The 21,550-nt window shown below is 72.8% G+C and carries 13 protein-coding genes; 11 read left to right on the top strand and 2 right to left on the bottom strand.

All coding sequences use genetic code 11. From position 1 onward, the window contains the following. Positions 1–147 precede the first annotated feature (147 nt). Together AB0K80_RS08585 and AB0K80_RS08580 are read left to right on the top strand one after the other, a co-directional pair. The gene (locus AB0K80_RS08585) at positions 148–381 is read left to right on the top strand and encodes a heavy-metal-associated domain-containing protein (protein WP_365667221.1); all 234 of its coding nucleotides are present in this window, start codon (positions 148–150) and stop codon (positions 379–381) included. 73 nt (positions 382–454) lie between these two features. Then, on the top strand, positions 455–2,692 hold the full coding sequence (locus AB0K80_RS08580; protein WP_365667219.1) for a heavy metal translocating P-type ATPase: 2,238 nt from the start codon (positions 455–457) through the stop codon (positions 2,690–2,692). Between the two features lie 1,285 nt (positions 2,693–3,977). Here AB0K80_RS08580 and AB0K80_RS08575 read toward each other — a convergent pair. Together AB0K80_RS08575 and AB0K80_RS08570 are read right to left on the bottom strand one after the other, a co-directional pair. Then, positions 3,978–5,267: a citrate synthase gene (locus tag AB0K80_RS08575; protein WP_365667217.1), complete on the bottom strand. Its 1,290-nt coding sequence runs from the start codon at positions 5,265–5,267 to the stop codon at positions 3,978–3,980. 220 nt (positions 5,268–5,487) lie between these two features. After that, complete coding sequence (locus AB0K80_RS08570; protein ID WP_365667215.1) at positions 5,488–7,752, bottom strand: ATP-dependent RecD-like DNA helicase; 2,265 nt, start codon at positions 7,750–7,752, stop codon at positions 5,488–5,490. A gap of 452 nt (positions 7,753–8,204) precedes the next feature. Here AB0K80_RS08570 and AB0K80_RS08565 point away from each other — a divergent pair, with 452 nt between their 5' ends. The 9 genes from AB0K80_RS08565 to AB0K80_RS08525 all read left to right on the top strand — a co-directional run bounded on the left by AB0K80_RS08565 (position 8,205) and on the right by AB0K80_RS08525 (position 21,527). Beyond that, positions 8,205–9,227, top strand: a complete 1,023-nt coding sequence (locus AB0K80_RS08565; RefSeq protein ID WP_365667214.1) for a LacI family DNA-binding transcriptional regulator — start codon at positions 8,205–8,207, stop codon at positions 9,225–9,227. A gap of 83 nt (positions 9,228–9,310) precedes the next feature. Further along, positions 9,311–10,831 (top strand): sugar ABC transporter ATP-binding protein, encoded by a 1,521-nt coding sequence (locus AB0K80_RS08560; protein WP_365667212.1) that lies wholly within the window; start codon positions 9,311–9,313, stop codon positions 10,829–10,831. After that, on the top strand, positions 10,821–12,770 hold the full coding sequence (locus AB0K80_RS08555) for a substrate-binding domain-containing protein (RefSeq protein ID WP_365667211.1): 1,950 nt from the start codon (positions 10,821–10,823) through the stop codon (positions 12,768–12,770). The genes AB0K80_RS08560 and AB0K80_RS08555 overlap by 11 nt, the downstream gene beginning before the upstream one ends. Positions 12,771–12,852: 82 nt before the next feature. Next, the gene (locus AB0K80_RS08550; RefSeq protein WP_365667209.1) at positions 12,853–13,755 is read left to right on the top strand and encodes a ribokinase; all 903 of its coding nucleotides are present in this window, start codon (positions 12,853–12,855) and stop codon (positions 13,753–13,755) included. Next, entirely contained in the window at positions 13,752–14,141 is a 390-nt protein-coding gene (rbsD, locus tag AB0K80_RS08545; protein ID WP_365667207.1) for a D-ribose pyranase, read from the top strand. Before AB0K80_RS08550 ends, rbsD begins: the two co-directional genes overlap by 4 nt. Before the next feature lie 295 nt (positions 14,142–14,436). After that, positions 14,437–14,829 carry a CU044_2847 family protein gene (locus tag AB0K80_RS08540; protein ID WP_365667205.1) on the top strand — a complete coding sequence of 131 codons (393 nt, stop codon included), beginning with the start codon at positions 14,437–14,439 and terminating at the stop codon, positions 14,827–14,829. Positions 14,830–14,832: 3 nt separating this feature from the next. After that, the gene (locus AB0K80_RS08535; protein WP_365667203.1) at positions 14,833–17,010 is read left to right on the top strand and encodes a trypsin-like peptidase domain-containing protein; all 2,178 of its coding nucleotides are present in this window, start codon (positions 14,833–14,835) and stop codon (positions 17,008–17,010) included. A gap of 56 nt (positions 17,011–17,066) precedes the next feature. Then, positions 17,067–18,017 carry a MoxR family ATPase gene (locus AB0K80_RS08530; protein ID WP_365667305.1) on the top strand — a complete coding sequence of 317 codons (951 nt, stop codon included), beginning with the start codon at positions 17,067–17,069 and terminating at the stop codon, positions 18,015–18,017. Positions 18,018–18,122: 105 nt separating this feature from the next. Next, complete coding sequence (locus tag AB0K80_RS08525) at positions 18,123–21,527, top strand: SAV_2336 N-terminal domain-related protein (protein WP_365667201.1); 3,405 nt, start codon at positions 18,123–18,125, stop codon at positions 21,525–21,527. The last annotated feature ends 23 nt before the right edge of the window (positions 21,528–21,550 follow it).

Genomic DNA, 21,550 nt, shown 5'->3' with positions numbered 1-21,550 from the left:
CCGCCCGCCTCCACCCTGTCGCGCCGCTCCCTCGCCTCCGACAGCCCGCCGCCGTGGACTAATACCCCCTAGGGGTATACTCTGCAAGAGAGGGGGCCGCCCGGCCCCCGCACCCCTCAGTCCCGACACCCCGACGAGGAGAACGACATGACCGACCGGACCGACACCCAGGTCACCACCGTGTACAAGGTGAGCGGGATGAGCTGCGGCCACTGCGAGGGCGCCGTCTCCGGCGAGATCTCCCAGCTCCCCGGCGTCACCTCGGTGAAGGCCGTCGCCTCCAGCGGCGAGGTCACCGTCGTCTCGGCCGCCCCGCTCGACGAGGAGGCCGTACGCGCCGCCGTCGACGAGGCCGGTTTCGAGCTGACCGGCACGGCCTGACCCGCACCGCCGGACGCCGGGCGGACCCGGCACCATGAAACGCAGGCGATCCAGCACCTCCCGGAGTACGCACATGACCAGCACCACCGGCCAGGCCCCGGCCGACACCGCGCCCCGGGCGCGCGAGGTCGAGCTGCTCATCGGAGGGATGACCTGCGCGTCCTGCGCGGCCCGCGTCGAGAAGAAGCTCAACCGCATGGACGGGGTCACCGCCACCGTCAACTACGCGACGGAGAAGGCCCGGGTCACCTACCCCGAGGGCGTCGAGGTCGCCGACCTGATCGCCACAGTCGTCAAGACGGGGTACACCGCCGAGGAGCCCGTCCGTGAGAAGGCGCCCCGGGAGGAGCCCGAGGAGGACCCCGAGCTGTCGGCGCTGCGCCGGCGTCTGACCGTCTCGGCGGTCCTCGCCCTCCCGGTCGTCCTGCTGGCGATGGTCCCCGCCCTGCAGTTCGACAACTGGCAGTGGCTCTCGCTCACGCTGGCCGCGCCCGTGGTGGTGTGGGGCGGCCTGCCCTTCCACCGGGCCGCCTGGACCAACGCCCGGCACGCCGCCGCCACCATGGACACCCTGGTCTCCCTCGGCACCCTGGCCGCGTTCGGCTGGTCCCTGTGGGCGCTGTTCCTCGGCGATGCGGGCATGCCGGGCATGCGGCACCCCTTCGAACTGACCGTCTCGCGGTCCGACGGCGCCTCGGCGATCTACCTGGAGGTCGCCGCCGGCGTCACGGCCTTCCTTCTCCTCGGCCGCTACCTGGAGGCCCGCTCCAAGCGCCGCGCGGGAGCGGCCCTGCGGGCGCTGATGGAGCTCGGCGCCAAGGAGGTCGCCGTCCTGCGGGAGGGCCGGGAGGTGCGGATCCCGGCGGACCGGCTGGCCGTCGGCGACCGGTTCGTCGTACGGCCCGGCGAGAAGATCGCCACCGACGGCGTCGTCGTGGAGGGCGCGAGCGCGGTCGACGTCTCCATGCTGACCGGTGAGTCGGTGCCGGTGGACGTGGCCGTCGGCGACGCGGTCACCGGCGCCACGGTCAACGCCGGCGGCCGGATCGTCGTCGAGGCCACCCGGGTCGGCGCCGACACCCGGCTCGCGCGGATGGCGCGGCTGGTGGAGGACGCGCAGAACGGCAAGGCCGAGGTGCAGCGGCTCGCCGACCGGGTCGCCGGCGTCTTCGTCCCGGTGGTGCTGCTGATCGCGGCGGGCACGGCCGGGGCGTGGCTGGGTCTGACCGGGGACGCGGTCGCCGCGTTCACCGCGGCCGTGGCGGTGCTGATCATCGCCTGCCCGTGCGCGCTCGGCCTGGCCACCCCGACCGCGCTGATGGTCGGCACGGGACGCGGCGCGCAGCTCGGCATCCTCATCAAGGGCCCGGAGGTTCTGGAGTCCACGCGCCGCGTCGACACGGTCGTCCTGGACAAGACCGGCACGGTCACCACGGGCCGGATGACCCTCCAGGAGGTGTACGTCGCCGAGGGCGCCGACGAGAAGCAGGTGCTGCGGCTCGCGGGGGCCGTCGAGCACGCCTCCGAGCATCCCGTCGCCCGGGCGGTCGCCGCCGGCGCCGAGGAGAGGGCCGGAGAGCTCCCCGGGGTCGAGGACTTCGCGAACGTCCCCGGCAGGGGCGCACGCGGACGCGTGGAGGGCCGTGAGGTGGCCGTGGGGCGCCTGTACGACGAACTCCCGCCCGAGCTGGCCCGCGCCCGGGAACAGGCCGAGCAGGGTGGCCGTACGGCCGTCGTCGTCGGCTGGGACGGGGCGGCACGCGGCGTGCTGGCCGTGGCGGACGCGGTCAAGGAGACCAGCGCCGAGGCGGTGCGCGAGCTGCGCGCGCTGGGCCTCACGCCGGTGCTGCTGACCGGCGACAACCGGACGGTCGCCGAAGCGGTCGCCCGGGAGGTGGGCATCGACCAGGTGATCGCCGAGGTCCTGCCCGAGGACAAGGCCGACGTCGTCCGGCGGCTCCAGGCCGAGGGGCGCCGGGTCGCCATGGTGGGCGACGGCGTCAACGACGCGGCCGCGCTGGCCACGGCCGACCTGGGGCTGGCGATGGGCACCGGCACGGACGCGGCGATCGAGGCCGGGGATCTGACCCTGGTCCGCGGCGACCTGCGAGTGGCCGCGGACGCGATCCGGCTGTCCCGCCGGACGCTCGCCACGATCAAGGGCAACCTCGTGTGGGCCTTCGGCTACAACGTGGCCGCGCTGCCGCTGGCCGCCGCCGGGCTGCTCAACCCGATGATCGCGGGAGCGGCGATGGCCTTCTCGTCCGTGTTCGTCGTCACGAACAGCCTCCGGCTGCGGGCGTTTCGCTGAGCTTGCGGCACTTTCGCCGAGAATTGCAGGGGGAGGCCCTCTGGAGTCCGGTACGACCCTCACATAAGCTCTTCACAAGCCTCGCGCATCATCCTTACGCTTGGGCCTCGTTCGGTGTATCCGTGCTCTTGCGTACCTAAAGGACATATGCAAGAGACGCAGATCACAGTGATGTGAACGTAACCACCGAAGGGGTTCGACGGTCTAAGTTGGCGATGTCGGGCAGCGTCTTGGGGGGCGCTTCCTGGCATCTGAGGATGTCTTGGGGGACTTCCTCGGAGATGCGTTGCCGGGACAAGTGCACCGGGAAGCTTTGAGCGGCCCTCCCGACGTGCGCTGTCCCGGCAGACCGCACCGCAGTACCCGAGTGTGACGAGTTTTGCTCGTTTCGCTCACTCAGCGATTCAGGCGCTGTCCTCACAGACGCCCGGCCGGATCCCGTGGGGGGAATCCGCACCGGGACATGGGAAGGCGCCCTGGTCGCCGGCCCGTGGGGGGACCGGCGCCAGGGCGCCTTTCGTATGCACGGGGACCTGATCCTGTGGACCGGACTTGCCCGGGGGCCTCTTCCTGCGCGGGCCGATCCCGTGGACCGGACTTGCCCGGGCCCTCTTCGTGCGCGGGCCCGACCCCGTGGGCCGGACCTGCCCGGGTCCTCTTCGTGCGCGGGCCCGACCCCGCGGACTCGACTCGCCCAGGGCGCCTCTTCCATGCGCGGGGAGCCGATCCCGGCGACCGGGCCCGCCCGGAGAGCCACTCCAGCGCGCGGCCCGGACCCGTGGACCGGACTCGCTCGGGACCCTCTTCCTGCGCGGGGCCCACCCCTGTGAACCCGACTCGCCCGGAAAGCCTCTCCTGCACGCGAGCCCTACCCCGCGGACCCGACTCGCCCAAGGCGCCTCTTCCATGCGCGGGGAGCCGATCCCGGCGACCGGGCCCGCCCGGAGAACCACTCCAACGCGCAGGCAACCGGACTTGCTCGGGACCCTTTTCGTGCGCGGGCCCGACCCCGCGGACTCGACTCGCCCAAGGCCTCTGGTCTCCCGCTGGGAGACCTTGTGGTGCACCCGGTAGGCCTCGCTCCCGCGCGCGAGGAGCCGATCCCAGCGACCGGGCCCGCCCAGAAAAAAAGCCACCCCTGCGCGCGCCCGACCCCGTGGACCCGGCTCGCCCAAGGCGTCTCTCCCACGCACGAGGACCCGATCCCAGCGACCGGGTCCGGCCGGAGAGCCACTTCAAAGCACGCGGGCCCGGTCCTGTTGGACCGGGCCCGTGGGTCAGGGGCTCAGCGCTTTTCGACCGGGACGAAGTCGCGCTGCACCACACCCGTGTAGATCTGGCGCGGACGCCCGATGCGGGAGCCCGGCTCCTTGATCATCTCCTGCCACTGGGCGATCCAGCCCGGCAGGCGGCCGAGGGCGAACAGCACCGTGAACATCTCGGTCGGGAAGCCCATGGCCCGGTAGATCAGACCGGTGTAGAAGTCCACGTTCGGGTAGAGCTTGCGCTCGGTGAAGTAGTCGTCGGAGAGCGCGTGCTCCTCGAGCTTGAGCGCGATGTCGAGCAGCTCGTCGGTCTTGCCGAGCGCGGAGAGCACATCGTGCGCGGCGGCCTTGATGATCTTGGCGCGCGGGTCGAAGTTCTTGTAGACCCGGTGGCCGAAGCCCATCAGACGGACGCCGTCCTCCTTGTTCTTCACCTTGCGGATGAAGGAGTCGACGTCGCCGCCGGCGTCGCGGATGCCCTCCAGCATCTCCAGCACGGACTGGTTGGCGCCGCCGTGCAGCGGGCCCCACAGGGCGCTGATGCCGGCCGAGATCGAGGCGAACATGTTCGCCTGCGAGGAGCCGACCAGGCGGACCGTGGAGGTCGAACAGTTCTGCTCGTGGTCCGCGTGCAGGATCAGCAGCTTGTCCAGCGCCGAGACCACGACCGGGTCGAGGTCGTACTCCTGGGCCGGGACGGAGAAGGTCATGCGCAGGAAGTTCTCGACGTAGGCGAGGTCGTTGCGCGGGTAGACGAACGGGTGGCCGATCGACTTCTTGTACGCGTACGCGGCGATCGTCGGGAGCTTGGCGAGCAGGCGGATGGTGGAGAGGTAGCGCTGCTTCTCGTCGAACGGGTTGTGGCTGTCCTGGTAGAAGGTGGACAGCGCCGAGACCACCGACGACAGCATCGCCATCGGGTGGGCGTCGCGCGGGAAGCCCCGGTAGAAGTTCTTGACGTCCTCATGCAGCAGGGTGTGCTGCGTGATGTCGTTCTGGAACGCGGTGAGCTGGTCGACGGTCGGCAGCTCGCCGTTGATCAGCAGGTAGGCGACCTCCAGGAAGGTGGAGCGCTCGGCCAGCTGCTCGATCGGGTAGCCGCGGTACCGCAGGATGCCCGCTTCACCGTCCAGATACGTGATGCCGGATTTGTAGGCGGCGGTGTTGCCGTAGCCGCTGTCCAGCGTCACCAGACCGGTCTGGGCGCGGAGCTTGCCGATGTCGAAGCCCTTGTCGCCGACGGTGCTGTCGACCACCGGGTAGGTGTACTCGTTGCCGTCGTACCGCAGTACTACAGAGTTGTCGCTCACGTCTTCCCTCACCGACGTTGTGCCTCATCTTCGAGGTGCCCTGACTGTCTCTACCATCCCCCACTTGGCTCAGGAGAGTGCACTCGGGGTCGACCATCGGGCCTAGTGACGGCACTGAGTGCCGTCAACTTGCTCATCCTGCCCCCTGTGTTCCCCTTCTGGAAGTGCCTTGTGACCTTTGCGACTCGTTTGATCGATCATTTTTCCCGCCGGGCGCCCGTCACCTCTCCAGGGGGCGGGGTGCGAGCCGGAAGTCCAGGGCCGTGCAGCGCCGGCCCGCCGAGACCGTGCGCACCGCCTGTCCGATCGCCCTGCGCGAGCCGACGAGGACGACCAGCCGCTTGGCGCGGGTGACCGCCGTGTAGAGCAGGTTGCGCTGGAGCATCATCCAGGCCCCGGTGGTGACCGGGATGACGACCGCCGGATACTCGCTGCCCTGGGAGCGGTGGATCGTCACCGCGTACGCGTGGGCCAGCTCGTCGAGCTCGTCGAACTCGTAGGGAACCTCCTCGTCCTCGTCGGTCAGCACCGTCAGGCGCTGGTCGACCGGGTCGAGCGCGGTCACCACGCCCACGGTGCCGTTGAAGACGCCGTTCTCGCCCTTCTCGTAATTGTTGCGAATCTGGGTGACCTTGTCGCCGACTCTGAACACACGTCCGCCGAACCTTTTCTCGGGAAGGTCGGGGCGGCCGGGGGTGATGGCTTGCTGGAGCAGGCCGTTGAGGGTGCCCGCACCGGCCGGGCCGCGGTGCATCGGGGCCAGGACCTGCACGTCCCGGCGCGGGTCGAGCCCGAACCGGGCCGGGATGCGGCGGGCCGCCACATCCACGGTGAGCCGGCCCGCGGCCTCGGTGTCGTCCTCGACGAAGAGGAAGAAGTCCTTCATGCCGTCGGTGACCGGGTGCTGCCCGGCGTTGATCCGGTGCGCGTTGGTGACCACCCCGGACTGCTGGGCCTGCCGGAACACCCGGGTGAGCCGGACGGCCGGAATCGGGCTGCCGTCGGCCAGCAGGTCCCGCAGCACCTCCCCCGCGCCGACGCTGGGCAGCTGGTCCACGTCCCCGACGAACAGCAGGTGGGCGCCCGGCGGTACGGCCTTGACCAGCTTGTTGGCGAGCAGCAGATCCAGCATGGACGCCTCGTCGACCACCACCAGGTCGGCGTCCAGCGGCCGGTCCTTGTCGTAGGCCGCGTCGCCGCCGGGCCTGAGCTCCAGCAGGCGGTGGACGGTGGAGGCCTCGGCGCCGGTGAGCTCCGACAGCCGCTTGGCGGCCCGGCCGGTCGGGGCGGCCAGCACCACCTTGGCCTTCTTGGCGCGGGCCAGTTCCACGATCGAGCGCACCGTGAAGGACTTGCCGCAGCCGGGCCCGCCGGTCAGGACGGCGACCTTCTCGGTCAGCGCCAGCTTGACGGCCGCCTCCTGCTCGGGGGCCAGCTCGGCTCCCGTCCGGCCCTTCAGCCACCGCAGGGCCTTGTCCCAGTCGACCTGCCGGAAGCCGGGCATGCGGTCCTCGTCGGTGCGCAGCAGGCGCAGCAGCTGTGCGGACAGGGAGAGTTCGGCACGGTGGAAGGGGACCAGGTAGACGGCGGTGACGGGCCGCCCGTCCTCGGGGCCGGGCACCTTCTCCCGTACGACACCGGGGTCCTCGCCGTCCTCGGGGGGCTGGGCGAGCTCCGCCAGGCAGTCGATGACCAGGCCGGTGTCGACCTGGAGCAGCTTGACCGCGTCCTTGATCAGCTGTTCCTCGGGCAGGAAGCAGTGGCCCTGGTCGGTGGACTGGGACAGGGCGTACTGCAGGCCCGCCTTGACGCGCTCGGGGCTGTCGTGCGGGATGCCGACGGACCGGGCGATCTTGTCGGCGGTGAGGAAGCCGATGCCCCAGACGTCGGCGGCCAGCCGGTAGGGCTGGTTCTTCACGACCGAGATCGAGGCGTCGCCGTACTTCTTGTAGATGCGCACGGCGATCGAGGTGGACACCTCGACGGTCTGGAGGAAGAGCATGACCTCCTTGATCGCCTTCTGCTCCTCCCAGGCGTCGGCGATCTTCTTGGTGCGCTTGGGCCCGAGGCCCGGGACCTCGATGAGCCGCTTCGGCTCCTCCTCGATGATCCTCAGGGTGTCCAGGCCGAAGTGCTGGGTGATGCGGTCGGCGAAGACCGGTCCGATGCCCTTGACCAGGCCGGAGCCCAGGTAGCGGCGGATGCCCTGGACGGTGGCCGGCAGGACCGTCGTGTAGTTCTCCACGTGGAACTGCTTGCCGTACTGCGGGTGCGAGCCCCAGCGGCCCTCCATGCGCAGCGACTCGCCGACCTGGGCGCCGAGCAGCGCGCCGACGACCGTGAGGAGATCGCCCGCTCCTCTGCCGGTGTCGACGCGGGCGACCGTGTACCCGTTCTCCTCGTTGGCGTACGTGATCCGCTCCAGCACGCCCTCGAGCACGGCGAGGCGCCGCTCGCCGCCGGGATTTCCCGCGTGGTTGGACATGATCCGACGGTACCGGTGGGGTGTGACAGCGGGGGCGGCGCAGGGCTGCGGGCCGGGCCAGGGCGTGTGTCCAGGAACAGCAGCTCGGCGTAGGTGGCCCGGACAGGGCGGGAAGTTGGAGGTGCGGTGGTCGCCCCCGGTGCACAACAGCTGGTCCACGTCGGGCAGTTCGGGGACGTGCAGGAAGCGGGCGGAAGGGCCGCACCTGGCCGGCCGTCGCCGGCAAGGGGCCCACGGCACCTACGCCGAGCGCGCCGGCCGGGACATCCGCGTGTTTCCGCCTGGCGCCGACGCGGCCCACCTGAACATCACGATCCGGTCTCGGCGCCCGGTCGGGGTCTTGCCGGATCGCCGTGTAATCGATTCCAATCCTCCGTACGCAAGCGGTGTAATCGATTCCACGAGTCCCGGACTCCCCGAGTCCACCAGTTCCACGAGGAGGTGGAGCGGCGATGGCGAGCATCAAGGATGTCGCCGCCGAGGCGGGCGTCTCCGTCGCCACGGTGTCGCGCGTCCTGAACGACCATCCGTCGGTCAGCGCCGACGCACGCACCCGCGTGCTCGCCGCCGTCGAGGCCCTGGGCTACCGCCCGAACGCCGTCGCCCGCTCCCTGCGCACCGACCAGACCCACACCCTCGGCCTGGTCATCAGCGACGTGCTGAACCCGTACTTCACGGCACTGGCCCGCTCGGTCGAGGAGGAGGCCCGGGCGCTCGGCTACAGCGTCATCATCGGCAACGCCGACGAGCGGCCCGACCTCCAGGACCACCACGTGCGGACCCTGCTGGACCGCCGGATCGACGGTCTGCTGGTCTCCCCCACCGACGGCGGCTCGCCGCTGATGCTGGACGCCGCCCGGGCGGGGACGCCGATGGTGTTCGTCGACCGGTGGATCCCGGGCGTGGACGTGCCGGTGGTGCGGGCGGACGGGTGCGCGGCCGTACGGGACCTGGTGGCGCATCTGCACGGGCTCGGGCACCGGCGGCTCGCGATCATCGCGGGCCCGGCGGCGACCACGACGGGCCGCGAGCGGGTCGAGGCCTTCCGGGAGGCGCTCGGCGCCTACGGGCTCGCCCTGCCGGACGCCTACGTCGGCCAGGGCGACTTCCAGGCGGAGAGCGGGCGCCGGGTCACCGAGCGCTTCCTCGACCTGCCCGAGCCGCCCGAGGTGGTCTTCGCCGCGGACAACCTGATGGCCCTGGGCGCGCTGGACGCCGTACGCGCGCGTGGGCTGCGGGTGCCGGACGACATCGCCCTGGCGGCGTTCGACGACATCCCCTGGTTCGTGCACACCGACCCGCCGATCACCGCGATCGACCAGCCCACGGGCGCCTTGGGGCGCGCCGCCGTGCGGGCCCTGGTGGACCGCATCGAGGGGCGGCCCGGCGCGTCCGTCACCCTCCCGGCCCGGCTCGTCGTGCGCCGCTCCTGCGGTGAGCCGGGCCCGCCCCGGCCGCCCGTGCCGTCCCCGTAGTCCCCACCCTCCCCAGTCCCCGTAGTCCCCCCCTTCCCCCCGCCCCCCTCCCCTGCCCAGTCCCCCGTACGAAGGAGTACGACGTGAGCAACCCGGACGAGTTGCTGCGCATCGAGGGCATCCGCAAGACCTTCCCCGGCGTGGTGGCGCTCGACGGCGTCGACTTCGACCTGCGCCGCGGCGAGGTGCACGTGCTGCTCGGCGAGAACGGCGCCGGCAAGAGCACCCTCATCAAGATGCTGTCGGGCGCATATACGCCCGACGCCGGCCGGATCCTGGTCGGCGGCGAGGAGGTGCGCATCCACGGTGCGCAGGACTCCGAGCGCCTCGGGATCGCCACCATCTACCAGGAGTTCAACCTGGTGCCCGACCTGACGGTCGCCGAGAACATCTTCCTGGGGCGCCAGCCGCGCCGCTTCGGGATGATCGACCGCAAGCGGATGGAGGCGCAGGCCGCCGTCCTGCTGGAGCGGGTCGGGGTGAGCGTGTCGCCACGCGCGCGCGTGCGCGAACTCGGCATCGCCCGGCTGCAGATGGTGGAGATCGCCAAGGCGCTGAGCCTCGACGCGCGCGTGCTCATCATGGACGAGCCGACGGCCGTGCTGACCTCCGAGGAGGTGGACAAGCTCTTCGCCATCGTGCGGCGGCTGCGCGAGGACGGGGTGGGGATCGTGTTCATCACCCACCACCTGGAGGAGATCGCCGCCCTGGGCGACCGGGTGACCGTCCTCCGCGACGGCCGGAGCGTGGGCCAGGTACCGGCGTCCACGCCGCAGGACGAGCTCGTCCGCCTCATGGTGGGGCGGTCGATCGAGCAGCAGTACCCGCGCCGGCGGCCCGAGCCGGGCGAGCCGCTGCTCAGGGTCGAGGGGCTGACCCGGGACGGCGTCTTCCACGACGTCGGCTTCGAGGTGCGGGCCGGCGAGGTGGTCGGCATCGCGGGGCTGGTCGGGGCCGGCCGTACGGAGGTCGCGCGGGCGGTGTTCGGGGCGGACCCGTACGACCGGGGGAGCGTGCGGGTCGCCGGCCGTCCGCTGCGCGGGTACGACGTGACCGCCGCCCTGGAGGCCGGGATCGGCCTCGTCCCCGAGGACCGCAAGGGCCAGGGCCTGGTCCTGGACGCCTCCGTGGCGGAGAACCTGGGCCTGGTCACCCTGCGTTCGGCGAGCCGGGCCGGGCTCGTCGACCTCAGGGGGCAGCGGGAGGCCGCCGCCCGGATCGCCGGGCAGCTGGGCGTGCGCATGGCGGGCCTCGGCCAGCACGTGCGGACGCTGTCCGGCGGCAACCAGCAGAAGGTCGTCATCGGCAAGTGGCTGCTGGCGCACACCAAGGTGCTGATCCTCGACGAGCCGACGCGCGGTATCGACGTCGGCGCCAAGGTCGAGATCTACCAGCTCGTCAACGACCTCACGGCCCAGGGCGCCGCCGTCCTGATGATCTCCAGCGACCTGCCCGAGGTGCTCGGCATGAGCGACCGGGTGCTGGTGATGGCGCAGGGCCGGATCGCGGGGGAACTGACCGCCGACGAGGCGACCCAGGACGCCGTGATGGCGCTCGCCGTAAGCACTCCTACCACCGAACTGGAGGCCTCCCGTGGCCACTGACACGCTCAAGAGCACCGCGGGCGCGGGTGGCGCCCCGGGCGGGCTGCGCCGCCTGCTGCTCGACAACGGCGCGCTGACCGCGCTGATCGTCCTCGTCGTCGCGCTGTCGGCGCTGTCCGGCGACTTCCTGACCGCCGACAACCTGCTGAACGTCGGTGTCCAGGCCGCGGTGACCGCGATCCTGGCGTTCGGCGTCACCTTCGTGATCGTCTCGGCGGGCATCGACCTGTCGGTCGGTTCGGTGGCCGCCCTGTCGGCCACCGTCCTGGCCTGGAGCGCCACCTCCCAGGGGCTGCCCGTCGGCGTCGCGGTGCTGCTGGCCGTCGTGACGGGCGTCGGGTGCGGCCTGGTCAACGGCTTCCTGATCTCCTACGGCAAGCTGCCGCCGTTCATCGCGACGCTCGCCATGCTGTCGGTGGCCCGCGGCCTGTCGCTGGTGATCTCGCAGGGCTCCCCGATCGCCTTCCCCGACTCGGTCTCCCACCTGGGTGACACGCTGGGTGGGTGGCTGCCGGTGCCGGTGCTGGTCATGGTCGTCATGGGGCTGATCACGGCGTTCGTGCTGGGCCGGACGTACATCGGCCGTTCGATGTACGCGATCGGCGGCAACGAGGAGGCGGCCCGGCTGTCGGGGCTGCGGGTGAGGAAGCACAAGCTCGCCATCTACGCGCTGTCCGGCGTCTTCGCCGCCGTCGCGGGTGTCGTGCTCGCCGCGCGGCTGTCCTCCGCGCAGCCGCAGGCCGCCGACGGCTACGAACTGGACGCGATCGCCGCCGTCGTCATCGGCGGAGCCTCGCTCGCGGGCGGCATCGGCAAGGCGTCCGGCACGCTCGTCGGCGCGCTGATCCTGGCCGTGCTGCGCAACGGGCTGAACCTGCTGAACGTGTCGGCGTTCTGGCAGCAGGTCGTCATCGGTGCGGTGATCGCGCTGGCGGTGCTGCTCGACACGGCGCGCCGCAGGGCCGGGGCGACCCCGGTGGTCGCGGGCACGGGCGGCGGCACGGGCCGGCAGGCGGCGACGTACGCGCTGGCGGCCGTGGTCACCGTCGCGGTCGTGGGCGCCACCTCCTTCCTGCACGGGGGCTCCTCCACGGCGAGCACCCCGAAGGTCGGCCTGTCCCTGTCGACCCTCAACAACCCCTTCTTCGTGCAGATCCGCAAGGGCGCCCAGGCCGAGGCGGACAGGCTGGGCGTGAACCTGACCGTCACGGACGCCCAGAACGACGCCTCCCAGCAGGCCAACCAGCTGCAGAACTTCACCAGCTCGAACCTCGGCGCGATCATCGTCAACCCGGTCGACTCGGACGCGGCGGGCCCCTCCGTGCGGGCCGCCGGCCAGGCGAGGATCCCGGTGATCGCCGTGGATCGGGGCGTCAACAAGGCGAAGACCGAGACGCTGGTGGCCTCCGACAACGTCACCGGCGGTGAGCTCGCCGCGAAGACCCTCGCCGAGAAGCTGGGCGGCAAGGGGAAGATCGTGATCCTGCAGGGCCAGGCGGGCACGTCCGCGGCCCGGGAGCGCGCGGCGGGCTTCGCGGCCGGTCTCAAGGCCTACCCGGGCATCCGGGTCGTCGCCCAGCAGCCCGCGGACTTCGACCGCACCAAGGGCCTCGACGTGATGTCGAACCTGCTGCAGGCCCACCCGGACGTGCAGGGCGTCATCGCCGCCAACGACGAGATGGCGCTCGGCGCGATCAAGGCGCTGGGCTCCAAGGCCGGCACGTCGGTGCAGGTCGTCGGGTTCGACGGCACGCCGGACGGCCTGACGGCGGTCGAGGGCGGCACGCTGTACGCGTCGGTGGCCCAGCAGCCGAGCCAGCTGGGGAAGATCGCCGTGGACAACGCGCTGCGGGCGCTGCAGGGCAAGAAGGTCGAGCAGACGGTGAAGGTGCCGGTGAAGGTGGTCACGAAGAAGAACGTGGCCGGGTTCAGCGGCTGACGTCGGGGAACGGGCGGACGGCCACCAGGGCCGTCCGCCCACGTCACTTACGTGGGGACACGTTTACGTGGGGAGTCACGTCATGTACGACTACGACCTCCTGGTCGTGGGGTCGGCCAACGCCGACCTGGTGATCGGTGTCGAGCGCCGGCCCGGTGCCGGCGAGACCGTGCTCGGCTCCGACCTGGCCGTCCACCCGGGCGGCAAGGGAGCGAACCAGGCGGTCGCGGCCGCCCGGCTCGGGGCCCGTACGGCGCTGCTGGCCCGGGTCGGCGACGACGCCCACGGCCGTCTGCTGCTCGACTCGCAGCGGGCGGCCGGCGTGGACACGGTGGGCGTCCTGGTCGGCGGCGCGCCGACCGGGGTCGCGCTGATCACGGTGGACCCGTCCGGGGACAACAGCATCGTGGTCTCGCCCGGCGCGAACGGCCGTCTGACGCCGCAGGACGTACGGGCGGCCGGCAGCCTGTTCCACGCCTCCCGGGTGGTCTCGGCGCAGCTGGAGATCCCGCTGGAGACGGTGGTGGAGGTGGTGCGGAACCTGGCACCGGGCAGCCGGTTCGTGCTGAACCCGTCACCGCCCCGGCCGCTCCCCCAGGAGGTGCTGGACGCCTGCGACCCGCTGATCGTCAACGAGCACGAGGCGAAGGTGATCCTGGGCGGGGCCGCGGTCGGGGACACCCCCGAGGACTGGGCGCGGATCCTGCTGGCCAAGGGCCCGCGCTCGGTGGTGGTGACGCTGGGCGCACAAGGCGCGCTGGTGGCCTCCGCGCAGGGCGTGGTGCGGGTCCCGCCGGTGACGGTGGAGGCCGTGGACACCACCGGCGCGGGTGACGCGTTCACCGCCGCGCTCGCCTGGCGGCTGGGCGCGGGTGAGTCGCTCGCGGACGCGGCGGCGTACGCGGCGCGGGTGGGGGCGGTCGCCGTCACCCGGCAAGGCGCGCAGGACTCCTTCCCGACGGCGCTGGAGGTCGCCGCGCTGTGAAGAGGAGCGGAATCCTGAACCGCCACCTGTCCGGCGCGCTGGCCGAACTCGGCCACGGGGACGGGGTGCTGGTGTGCGACGCGGGCATGCCGATACCCGACGGGCCGCGCGTGGTGGACCTGGCCTTCCGGGCCGGGGTGCCGTCCTTCGCCGAGGTGCTGGACGGTCTGCTCGCGGAGCTGGTGGTCGAGGGGGCGACGGCGGCGAGCGAGGTACGGCAGGCCAACGCGGCGGCGGCCGGGCTGCTGGCGGAGCGCTTCCCGTCGCTGGACCTCGTCCCCCACGAGCGGCTGAAGGAACTGTCGGCCGGGGCGCGGCTCGTGGTACGGACCGGTGAGGCACGGCCGTACGCGAACGTGCTGCTGCGGTGCGGGGTCTTCTTCTGACGCGCGCTGGAGGTGGCCGAGGTCGCTGACAAGCTTCGAGGGGGCCCGGTCCGTCGACCGGGCCCCCTCGGGTTTCCCTCCCCTGTCAGACCCCCCGCGATCCCCCCGGATCCCCCGCCGAGAAGCTCTGACGCCATGTATGACACGCGGAGTGCGGGAAGGGTTGCACACCTCGGTAAGAAATTCTTTCCGGGTTCTTTCCGTCGGTGCACGATCACCTCGCCGGGGACGCCCACCGCTCCCTCGTGCCCGGATCTCACCGAACAGCCCGTCCCCTCGGCCGCTGATCGGCACAATGGCCCATGTGGCGGACTTCAGTGAACTCCAACTCAGGGACGGCACGCTGGTGCGGTTCCAGCTCGCTCCGGGGGACGCCCCCGCGTCCGGGGCAGAGCCGCCGGTCGCCGGTCTTCCCGAGGGAATGGGGCACACCGTGCCGGTGTCCCGTGGGGGCCGGGCGGCTGCCTCCCGCGCGCTCGAGACCCTGCGCAGCACGCTGCGCCCGCTCGGGCCGTTCCTCCAGGAGGTGCACGACGCGGTGGCGGCCTCGGAGCGCCCACCGCACGAGGTGAGCGTGACCTTCGGCGTACAGGTGGGCCATGACCTCAAGCTCGGCATCGTGGGCGGGAACGGCCAGGCGCATCTGACCGTGTCGGCCACCTGGCAGCCCGCGTCCACCGCGGACTGATGCATGGGGTGGTTCCTGAAGAACGGCAGGTCACCCGCGGCCGATCCCCGGCAGTGCGTGGTCTCGGTGCTGCACTCCGCCGAGGGCACGAGTGTCGGGGCAGGTGTGCTCGTGACGCCGGACCAGTTGCTGACCTGCGCCCATGTGGTCAACGACGCGTTGGGCCGGGCGCCGTTCGACCACCGGCCGCCCCTCGACCACAAGGTGCGGGTCGTGCTGCACGGGTCCGCCACCACCACCCGCTACGACAGCCGCGTGGCCTACTGGGTGCCGCCGCGGCGCAGGGACGGGTCGGTCGGGGTGCGGATGGGCGAGGACCACGAGTGGCTGGGTGACCTGGCGGTGCTGCGGCTGGAGACGCTGCCGGGACGCGTCGTGACGCCGCCGCGCTGGCTGCGGATGGAGGCCGGCCAGTTGCTGCGCGCCTGGCACAGCGAAGCCCTGAACCGCTCCTTCGCCGACGGCCGGGTGAAGACCTGCGACGAGGAGATCGGGTACGTCGACGGGGAGCCCACCGGTATGCCCATCGGTCCCTCCTTCAGCGGCGGGCCGCTGTGGTCGGTGCAGGACGACGCGGTGGTGGGCATCGTGGCCGGGGCCATCATGCCGCCCGCCGACGCGGTGACGGGGCGGCCGCTGCCGTACTCCCCGCAGCACATCGCGCGCCGCAGCTGGGGCATCCCCTGGCAGCGCATCGAGGCGGAACTGCGGACCGTGGGCGCGACGGAGCTGTTCGAGACGCGGGAGGCCGACCCGGACGATCCCGCGCTGCCGCTGCTGGTCGACCTGCTGGAGCGGGCCTTCCCCTCGCCCTCGCTGCTGGGTGACCACGCCCGCGCGGTGGCCACCACGTGCGGATACGGCTGTCAGAGCGACGTCGCCGCCCCCACTCCGGAGGAGTTCGCGGGCTTCCTGGTGACCGAACCGAGGGCGCTGGCCGCGCTGATCGGCGTGCTGCGCCGCCATTATCCGGCCGTCATACCCGAACTGGTCGCGGCCGGCCGGCTGTCCCCCGTGCCGAGACTGCTGTCGCTGCGCGAGCACCGCAGGCTCACCCGCATCCTGGACGACCTTCCCCGATCGCTGCGGGCCCGGCTGCCCGAGGTCGTGCGGGCCGCGCTGCCCCTGGCCGTGCCCTACCCGGGCGGCGACACGGTGGCCGGACTGCTCGACCACCTCGAGCAACTGCCCGGCGACAGCCGTACCGACGCGGACGGGATGCGGGTGCCCGGGCTGCTGCGGGTGATCGAGTACCTCGCGGCCGTGTGCCCGTCCAGACCGCGCAGCGAGCTGCGCCTGTGGGCGAACGGTGTCATCGACCGCCTGGGCGTTCCCGCCACGTCCCTCGCCGAACGCCGTTCGGACGCGGAGGAATGGGCCAGGGCCCAGCGCGAGCGGACCGCCCCCGCGCGGGTGCTGGCCCGGCTGGACCGGGCCGGCGCGGACCGCTACCGGCTGCGGGTGTGGTGCGACGACGGCACCGGACCGCGGCAGACCTCGGTGAACGGCGAGGCGGTGCACTCCGCCGAGGGGGTGGCGGGCGAACTCCTGCGGATCCTGCACTCGCTGCACAAGACGGCCCCCGACAGCGGGCGGCCGGTACTGGAGCTGCACGTCGACCGGGAAGGGCTGAACCTGCCCGTCGACGAGTGGCTCGGGTCCGGTGCCGACGCGTCCTGCGGAATCCCGGACGACCTGCCCAGCGTGCTGGGCGCCGAATATCCCGTGGTGGTCACCAGCCCGGAACTCCTGCACCGCCACGAGCGTTTCCATCCCGACTGGCGCCACCGCTGGAGACTTCTCGACACCGGGCTGTCCCTGACGTTCGACAACCCCGGCCTGGGCAGGAGTGAGGTCTATGGCGCCCTGTTGGGAGACAAGGACGTCGTCCGGGTCTCCGTGGACGTCCCCCCTCGCTCGCGTGACGTGATCGTGCAGACGTGCCTGATGATGGGGGTGCCCGTGGTGGTCTGGGACCGCGACGACGGCCGGCCGCGCTCGCACGCGGTGGCGCGGCTGTCCGCCGTACCCGTACGCGACGTGCCGGAGAGCGTGCGGGCGTACCGGGCCAAGAGCCTGGGACGCCCGCAGGAGTACTCCGGCAAGCCCGTGGTGGCCTGGTCGGACCCCAACCGCGCCGTGCCGCGGCTGCATCTGGCCGAACCTCAGGAAACCGCATGAGCGACGAGCAGAGTCGGGTGGAGGGCAGGACGGATGGGGACCTCGCGGAGGCGCGCGTGACGGCGGCGGCCAACGGTGACTGGCGGATCTTCCGCGGGGACGGGGTACCGCGGTCGGTCGCCATGCCGGCGGCCCCGCCCTGGCGCCGCTTCCGCACCCCGGGCCGGACGCCCTCGCCGCTGCCGTACCTGATCGCGCAGGAGCACGCGGACATCGTCAACGCGGCGCTGCACCTGCGCCGGCCGCTGCTGGTGACCGGCCCCGCGGGGACCGGCAAGTCCTCCCTGGCCCGGGCCATCGCCCATGAGCTCAGCCTCGGCGAGGTACTGCGCTGGCCGGTCAACAGCCGCTCCAGCGTGCAGGACGCCCTGTACCGGTACGACGCCATCGGCCGGCTCCGGGAGACCACCCTGAGCAGGGACCGGGGTGAGCCGGAGCCCTCCATCGGCACCTTCGTCCGGCTCGGACCGCTGGGCACGGCTCTGGCACCCCACGACACGCCGCGCGCGCTCCTGGTCGACGAGATGGACAAGGGCGACGTGGACCTGCCCAACGACCTGCTGACCGTGTTCGAGGAGGGGTTCTTCGAGATCACCGAACTGGCGCGGCTGCCCGAGGAGATGGCCGAGGTCCAGGTGCTCACCGCGGACCACCGCGGCACGGTGACCGTGCGCCGGGGCCAGGTGCAGTGCACCGAGTTCCCCGTCGTCGTCATCACCAGCAACGGCGAACGGGACTTCCCGCCGGCCTTCCTGCGCCGCTGCATCCGCCTGGATCTGCCGATGCCCGACGAGGAACGCCTGCGCGCCATCGTCGCCGCGCATCTCGGTCCGGAGATCCTCGCCGAGGCCGACGACCTGCTGCAGGCTTTCCTCCGGCGCCGGGCCCCCGGCGAACTCGCCACCGACCAGCTCCTCAACGCCGTCTTCCTGCGCGCCGGCGGAGTCGACCTGGACGCCGACGGCCTTCTGGACGCCGTACTGCACCAGCTGACCGGAACGGTGTGAGCGGTGCGGGAGGGGGACGGGGCCGGCGCCGACCGCGGGAGGCAGGAGGACACGGCCCGCGCCGGCGGCCCCCGCGGGAACGCCGGAGGTGACCCGCTCGGGTCCGTGCTGAGGGTGATCAACGGGGCTCTGCGGGGCGTCGGGGGCGAGCTCGGCCCGCCTCTCGACGCCCATGAGGTGCTGGACATGCTGTGGCTGGCCGGCCGGCTGCCCGAGGGCGCCCCGGACCTGCCGCTGACTCGGGCCCTCAGGCGTGCGCAGTCCGCCGCACCGCCCGAACCGCCCCGGCGGGAGGCCGAAGAGGAGGAGGGGGAGGAGGCCGACCAGCCCGGCCGCCCGCCCGCCGGTGCCGGCCTGCCGGAGCTGACCACCTCGGAACTGCACGCGGCCTCGCTGCCCCCGCCGTTGCCCGACCTGCCGCAGCCTCCGCCGCCGGCGGACCCGGGCCCGCCGGCCCTGCCCCTGCTGGTGCCGGAGGAGAAGGCACTGCGCGACGAGTTGGCGATCGGCCGGGCCCTGCGCCCGCTGAAGCGGAAGCGGCCCAGCCCCCGGCTGCGCGAGCTCGACGAGGCGGCCACGGCGGCCCAGCTGGCCGAGACGCGGCTGCCCGACGTGGTGCTGCGCCCCACCCGGGAACGCTGGCTCAACGCCGTCGTGGTCATCGACGACGGGCTGTCGATGCTGCTGTGGCACCGCCTGACGGCCGAGCTGCTGACCACCCTGCACCGGCTCGGCGCGTTCCGCTCGATCCAGGTCCGCGGCATCGACACCCGCACCCCCGGCGGCCCCGTGCTGCGCGGTCATCCCTTCGACCCGGACAGTTCGGTGCTGTCCCCCACCACGCTGCTCGATCCCTCCGCGCAGACCCTGGTCCTGGTCGTCAGCGACGGCATGGGGTCCGGCTGGCACACCGGAGCCGTGCACGACGTCCTGCTCCAGTGGGCGTCCGCCGGTCCGGTGGCCGTGCTGCACACCCTGCCGCCCGCACTGTGGGAAGGCTCGGGCATCCAGGCGGACCGCTGGCAGGCCACCACACGCCGCCCGGGCGGCCCCAGCACGTCCTGGCAGATCACCGACCCCGTCCTGCCGCGGGAACTGGCCGAGTTCACCGGCGTACCGATCCCGGTCCTGGAGCCCACCGCCCCCGCGCTGCGCGCCTGGGCGGAGCTGCTGACCTCGCCGGGCACCACCGTGGAGCTGCCCCTGCTGGGCCGCCCCCGGCGGCACGGGCCCGTCACCGCGCCCCGCGAGGTGGGCAGCCTCCAGCACTTCCGGGACGCCGCCTCCCCGGAGGCATACCGTCTCGCCGCCCACCTGGCCGCCGTCTCGCCGGTGTCCGTGCCGGTGATGCGCCTGGTGCAGTCGGCCGTGCCCTGGCAGGCCAGGACGACGCATCTGGCGGAGGTCTTCCTCGGCGGTCTCCTGCGCCCCTCCCCGGCGCCGGTGCCCGGGCCGCTGCCCGCCAAGCACCGCGTCTTCGACTTCACCGAGGAGAGCAAGACCGCCCTGCTGGACACCGTGCCCAGCGGCGAACTGCTGCGCACCAGCCGCCGCATCGGCCGCCGCCTGGAGCGGCTCGCCGGCCGCTCCCCGGACTTTCCCGCCTGGCTCGCCCACCCGGACGGCGCGGACACACTGCCTGCCGCTTTCCCGTCCTTCACAGCGGTCGAACGGCGGCTCATGGCCCGCTTCGGGGTGAGCGTGCCGGGCCCGGCCGCCACAGCGCCGCAGCGGATCACACGGCCCCCGGTGTGGCATCCGCTCGGACCGCAGGACCCCACCGTCCTCGGCCCGTACTCACTGCACGGCCGGCGCACCGGCGCCCGCACGATCGTGTATCTCGGCCGGGACGCCTGGGGTGAGGAGGTGGCGGTGCGCACCCCCCGGCCCGAACGGCCCGCGTCCACCGCCCGGTTGCTGGCCACCGAGGCGGAGGCGCTGCGGCGGATGAACGGCCGCTACGCCCCCGCCCTCCTCGCCACCGGCCTGGACGACACGCCCCCGTGGATCGCCGTACAGCTCTTCCCGTCGGCCGGCGGTGCGCACGCGCAGCCGCCCCGCCTGAGCGATCTGCTGGCCTACACCGGCCCGGAGCAGGTCGGCGCCTTCGACCTGATCACCAGCCTCCAGTTGGGCTGGCACCTGGCCGGCGCGGTGAGCATCTGCCACCTCAACGGCCTGGTGCCGGCCGACCTCTCCCCGGACGCGGTGGTGGTTCTGGAGCGTACGGTGCTGCTCACCGGCCTGTCGGACTGTGCCGTCGACGGCGAGTTCCACGGCAGCGGCACCGCGCCGACCCGCGAGGACAACATCCGGGCGCTCGGCGAGCTGCTCCGGCTGGTCAGCACCCGCCCGCGCGCACCGCTGCCGGGGCTGCCGGAGGGGATGCACCTGTGGTCGGGCGACACCTGGCGACCGCTGCGGGACCTCGTGCTGCGGTGTCTGGATCCGGACCCGGGGGCGCGTCCGCTCGCGGGTGAGGTGGCGGACAGGCTGGGGCAGTACGTGGCGATCGCGCAGGCGATGCGGGAGGGACGGACACCGGGGCCCGGGGAGCCCGCCACCGAACGCCGCGCGGCCCAGGCACCGCCGCTGGTGCCCGGCGCGGCTCCTCCCGCGCGGCAACGACTCGTGGGGGTGAGGCCCCCCGCCAACGCGGGCCTGCCCGTACCCGTTCGCCGACGACCGTCCTTCGGTGTCCTCGGCGGCCGTGGCCGCACCGCCCAACTGGCTGCCGTCGAACGCCCCCTCGCGCACTGCCGGCGCCTTACCGTGGTCGGTGCCCAGCCGAACTCCGGCCGGGTCACCACGACCGTCGTCCTGGGCGCGCTCTTCGTCGCCCTCCGCCGGCAGGCGGCGCTGGCTCTCGACGGGGCGCCCGCGGCCGGCGACCTGCACGTGCACCTGCCGCCGGACGCGTACGCCTCGCCGCGCACCCTCACCCGGCTGCCGCTGGACGCCCCCTACGAGGCGGTCCGCAGCCGCACCCGCGTCCTCGGCGACTCCGGCCTGGAGGTGCTCGCCCACCGTGCCCTGCGGACCGCGCCGAGTCCCGCCTACGCCGAGGAGTACCGCCATGTCATGGCGCTGGTGACCCGGCACTACCCCGTCGTGCTGACCGACTGGGCCGCGCCCCGGCTGGACGCGTCCGCCGACGTGGTGCTGGAGCACACCGACCAGCTGATCGTCTGCTGCATGGCCCGGGAGGACTCCGTGGAGGCCGTCCGGCGGATCCTCGACAACCTGCGCTCAAGGGGCTGGGGAACCCTCGCCGACCGCGTGGTCGTCGCCGCGCGGCTCGGCGCCGTGAACCAGTCGCCGACCGATGCCGTCCGCCGGAGCAGACTGGACCGGTACCCCGACGCCGTGGTCGTCCCCTACGACCCGCAACTGGCCGACCACGGACCCGTCGATCTGACCCGCCTCAAGTCCCGTACGGCTCGGGCGTTTCTGGATCTGGCGGCGTTGGCGATGACCGACCCGGACACGGCGGCCGGCAGCGGCACCTGACCCGCAGGCCCTGCCGGCCCCGT

The organism is Streptomyces sp. NPDC052682, assembly GCF_040678435.1.
Lineage (GTDB): Bacteria > Actinomycetota > Actinomycetes > Streptomycetales > Streptomycetaceae > Streptomyces.
The sequence above is the reverse complement of the archived record's forward strand: the minus strand, read 5'-3'. Positions and strand labels throughout refer to the sequence as shown.

What these genes read in the sequence shown, in the direction of transcription:
- AB0K80_RS08570 (WP_365667215.1), bottom strand. Translation starts at nt 7,752, where the DNA reads ATGTCCAACCACGCGGGAAATCCCGGCGGCGAGCGGCGCCTCGCCGTG.
- AB0K80_RS08585 (WP_365667221.1), top strand. Translation starts at nt 148, where the DNA reads ATGACCGACCGGACCGACACCCAGGTCACCACCGTGTACAAGGTGAGC.
- AB0K80_RS08535 (WP_365667203.1), top strand. Translation starts at nt 14,833, where the DNA reads ATGGGGTGGTTCCTGAAGAACGGCAGGTCACCCGCGGCCGATCCCCGG.
- AB0K80_RS08550 (WP_365667209.1), top strand. Translation starts at nt 12,853, where the DNA reads ATGTACGACTACGACCTCCTGGTCGTGGGGTCGGCCAACGCCGACCTG.
- AB0K80_RS08540 (WP_365667205.1), top strand. Translation starts at nt 14,437, where the DNA reads ATGGCCCATGTGGCGGACTTCAGTGAACTCCAACTCAGGGACGGCACG.
- AB0K80_RS08580 (WP_365667219.1), top strand. Translation starts at nt 455, where the DNA reads ATGACCAGCACCACCGGCCAGGCCCCGGCCGACACCGCGCCCCGGGCG.
- AB0K80_RS08565 (WP_365667214.1), top strand. Translation starts at nt 8,205, where the DNA reads ATGGCGAGCATCAAGGATGTCGCCGCCGAGGCGGGCGTCTCCGTCGCC.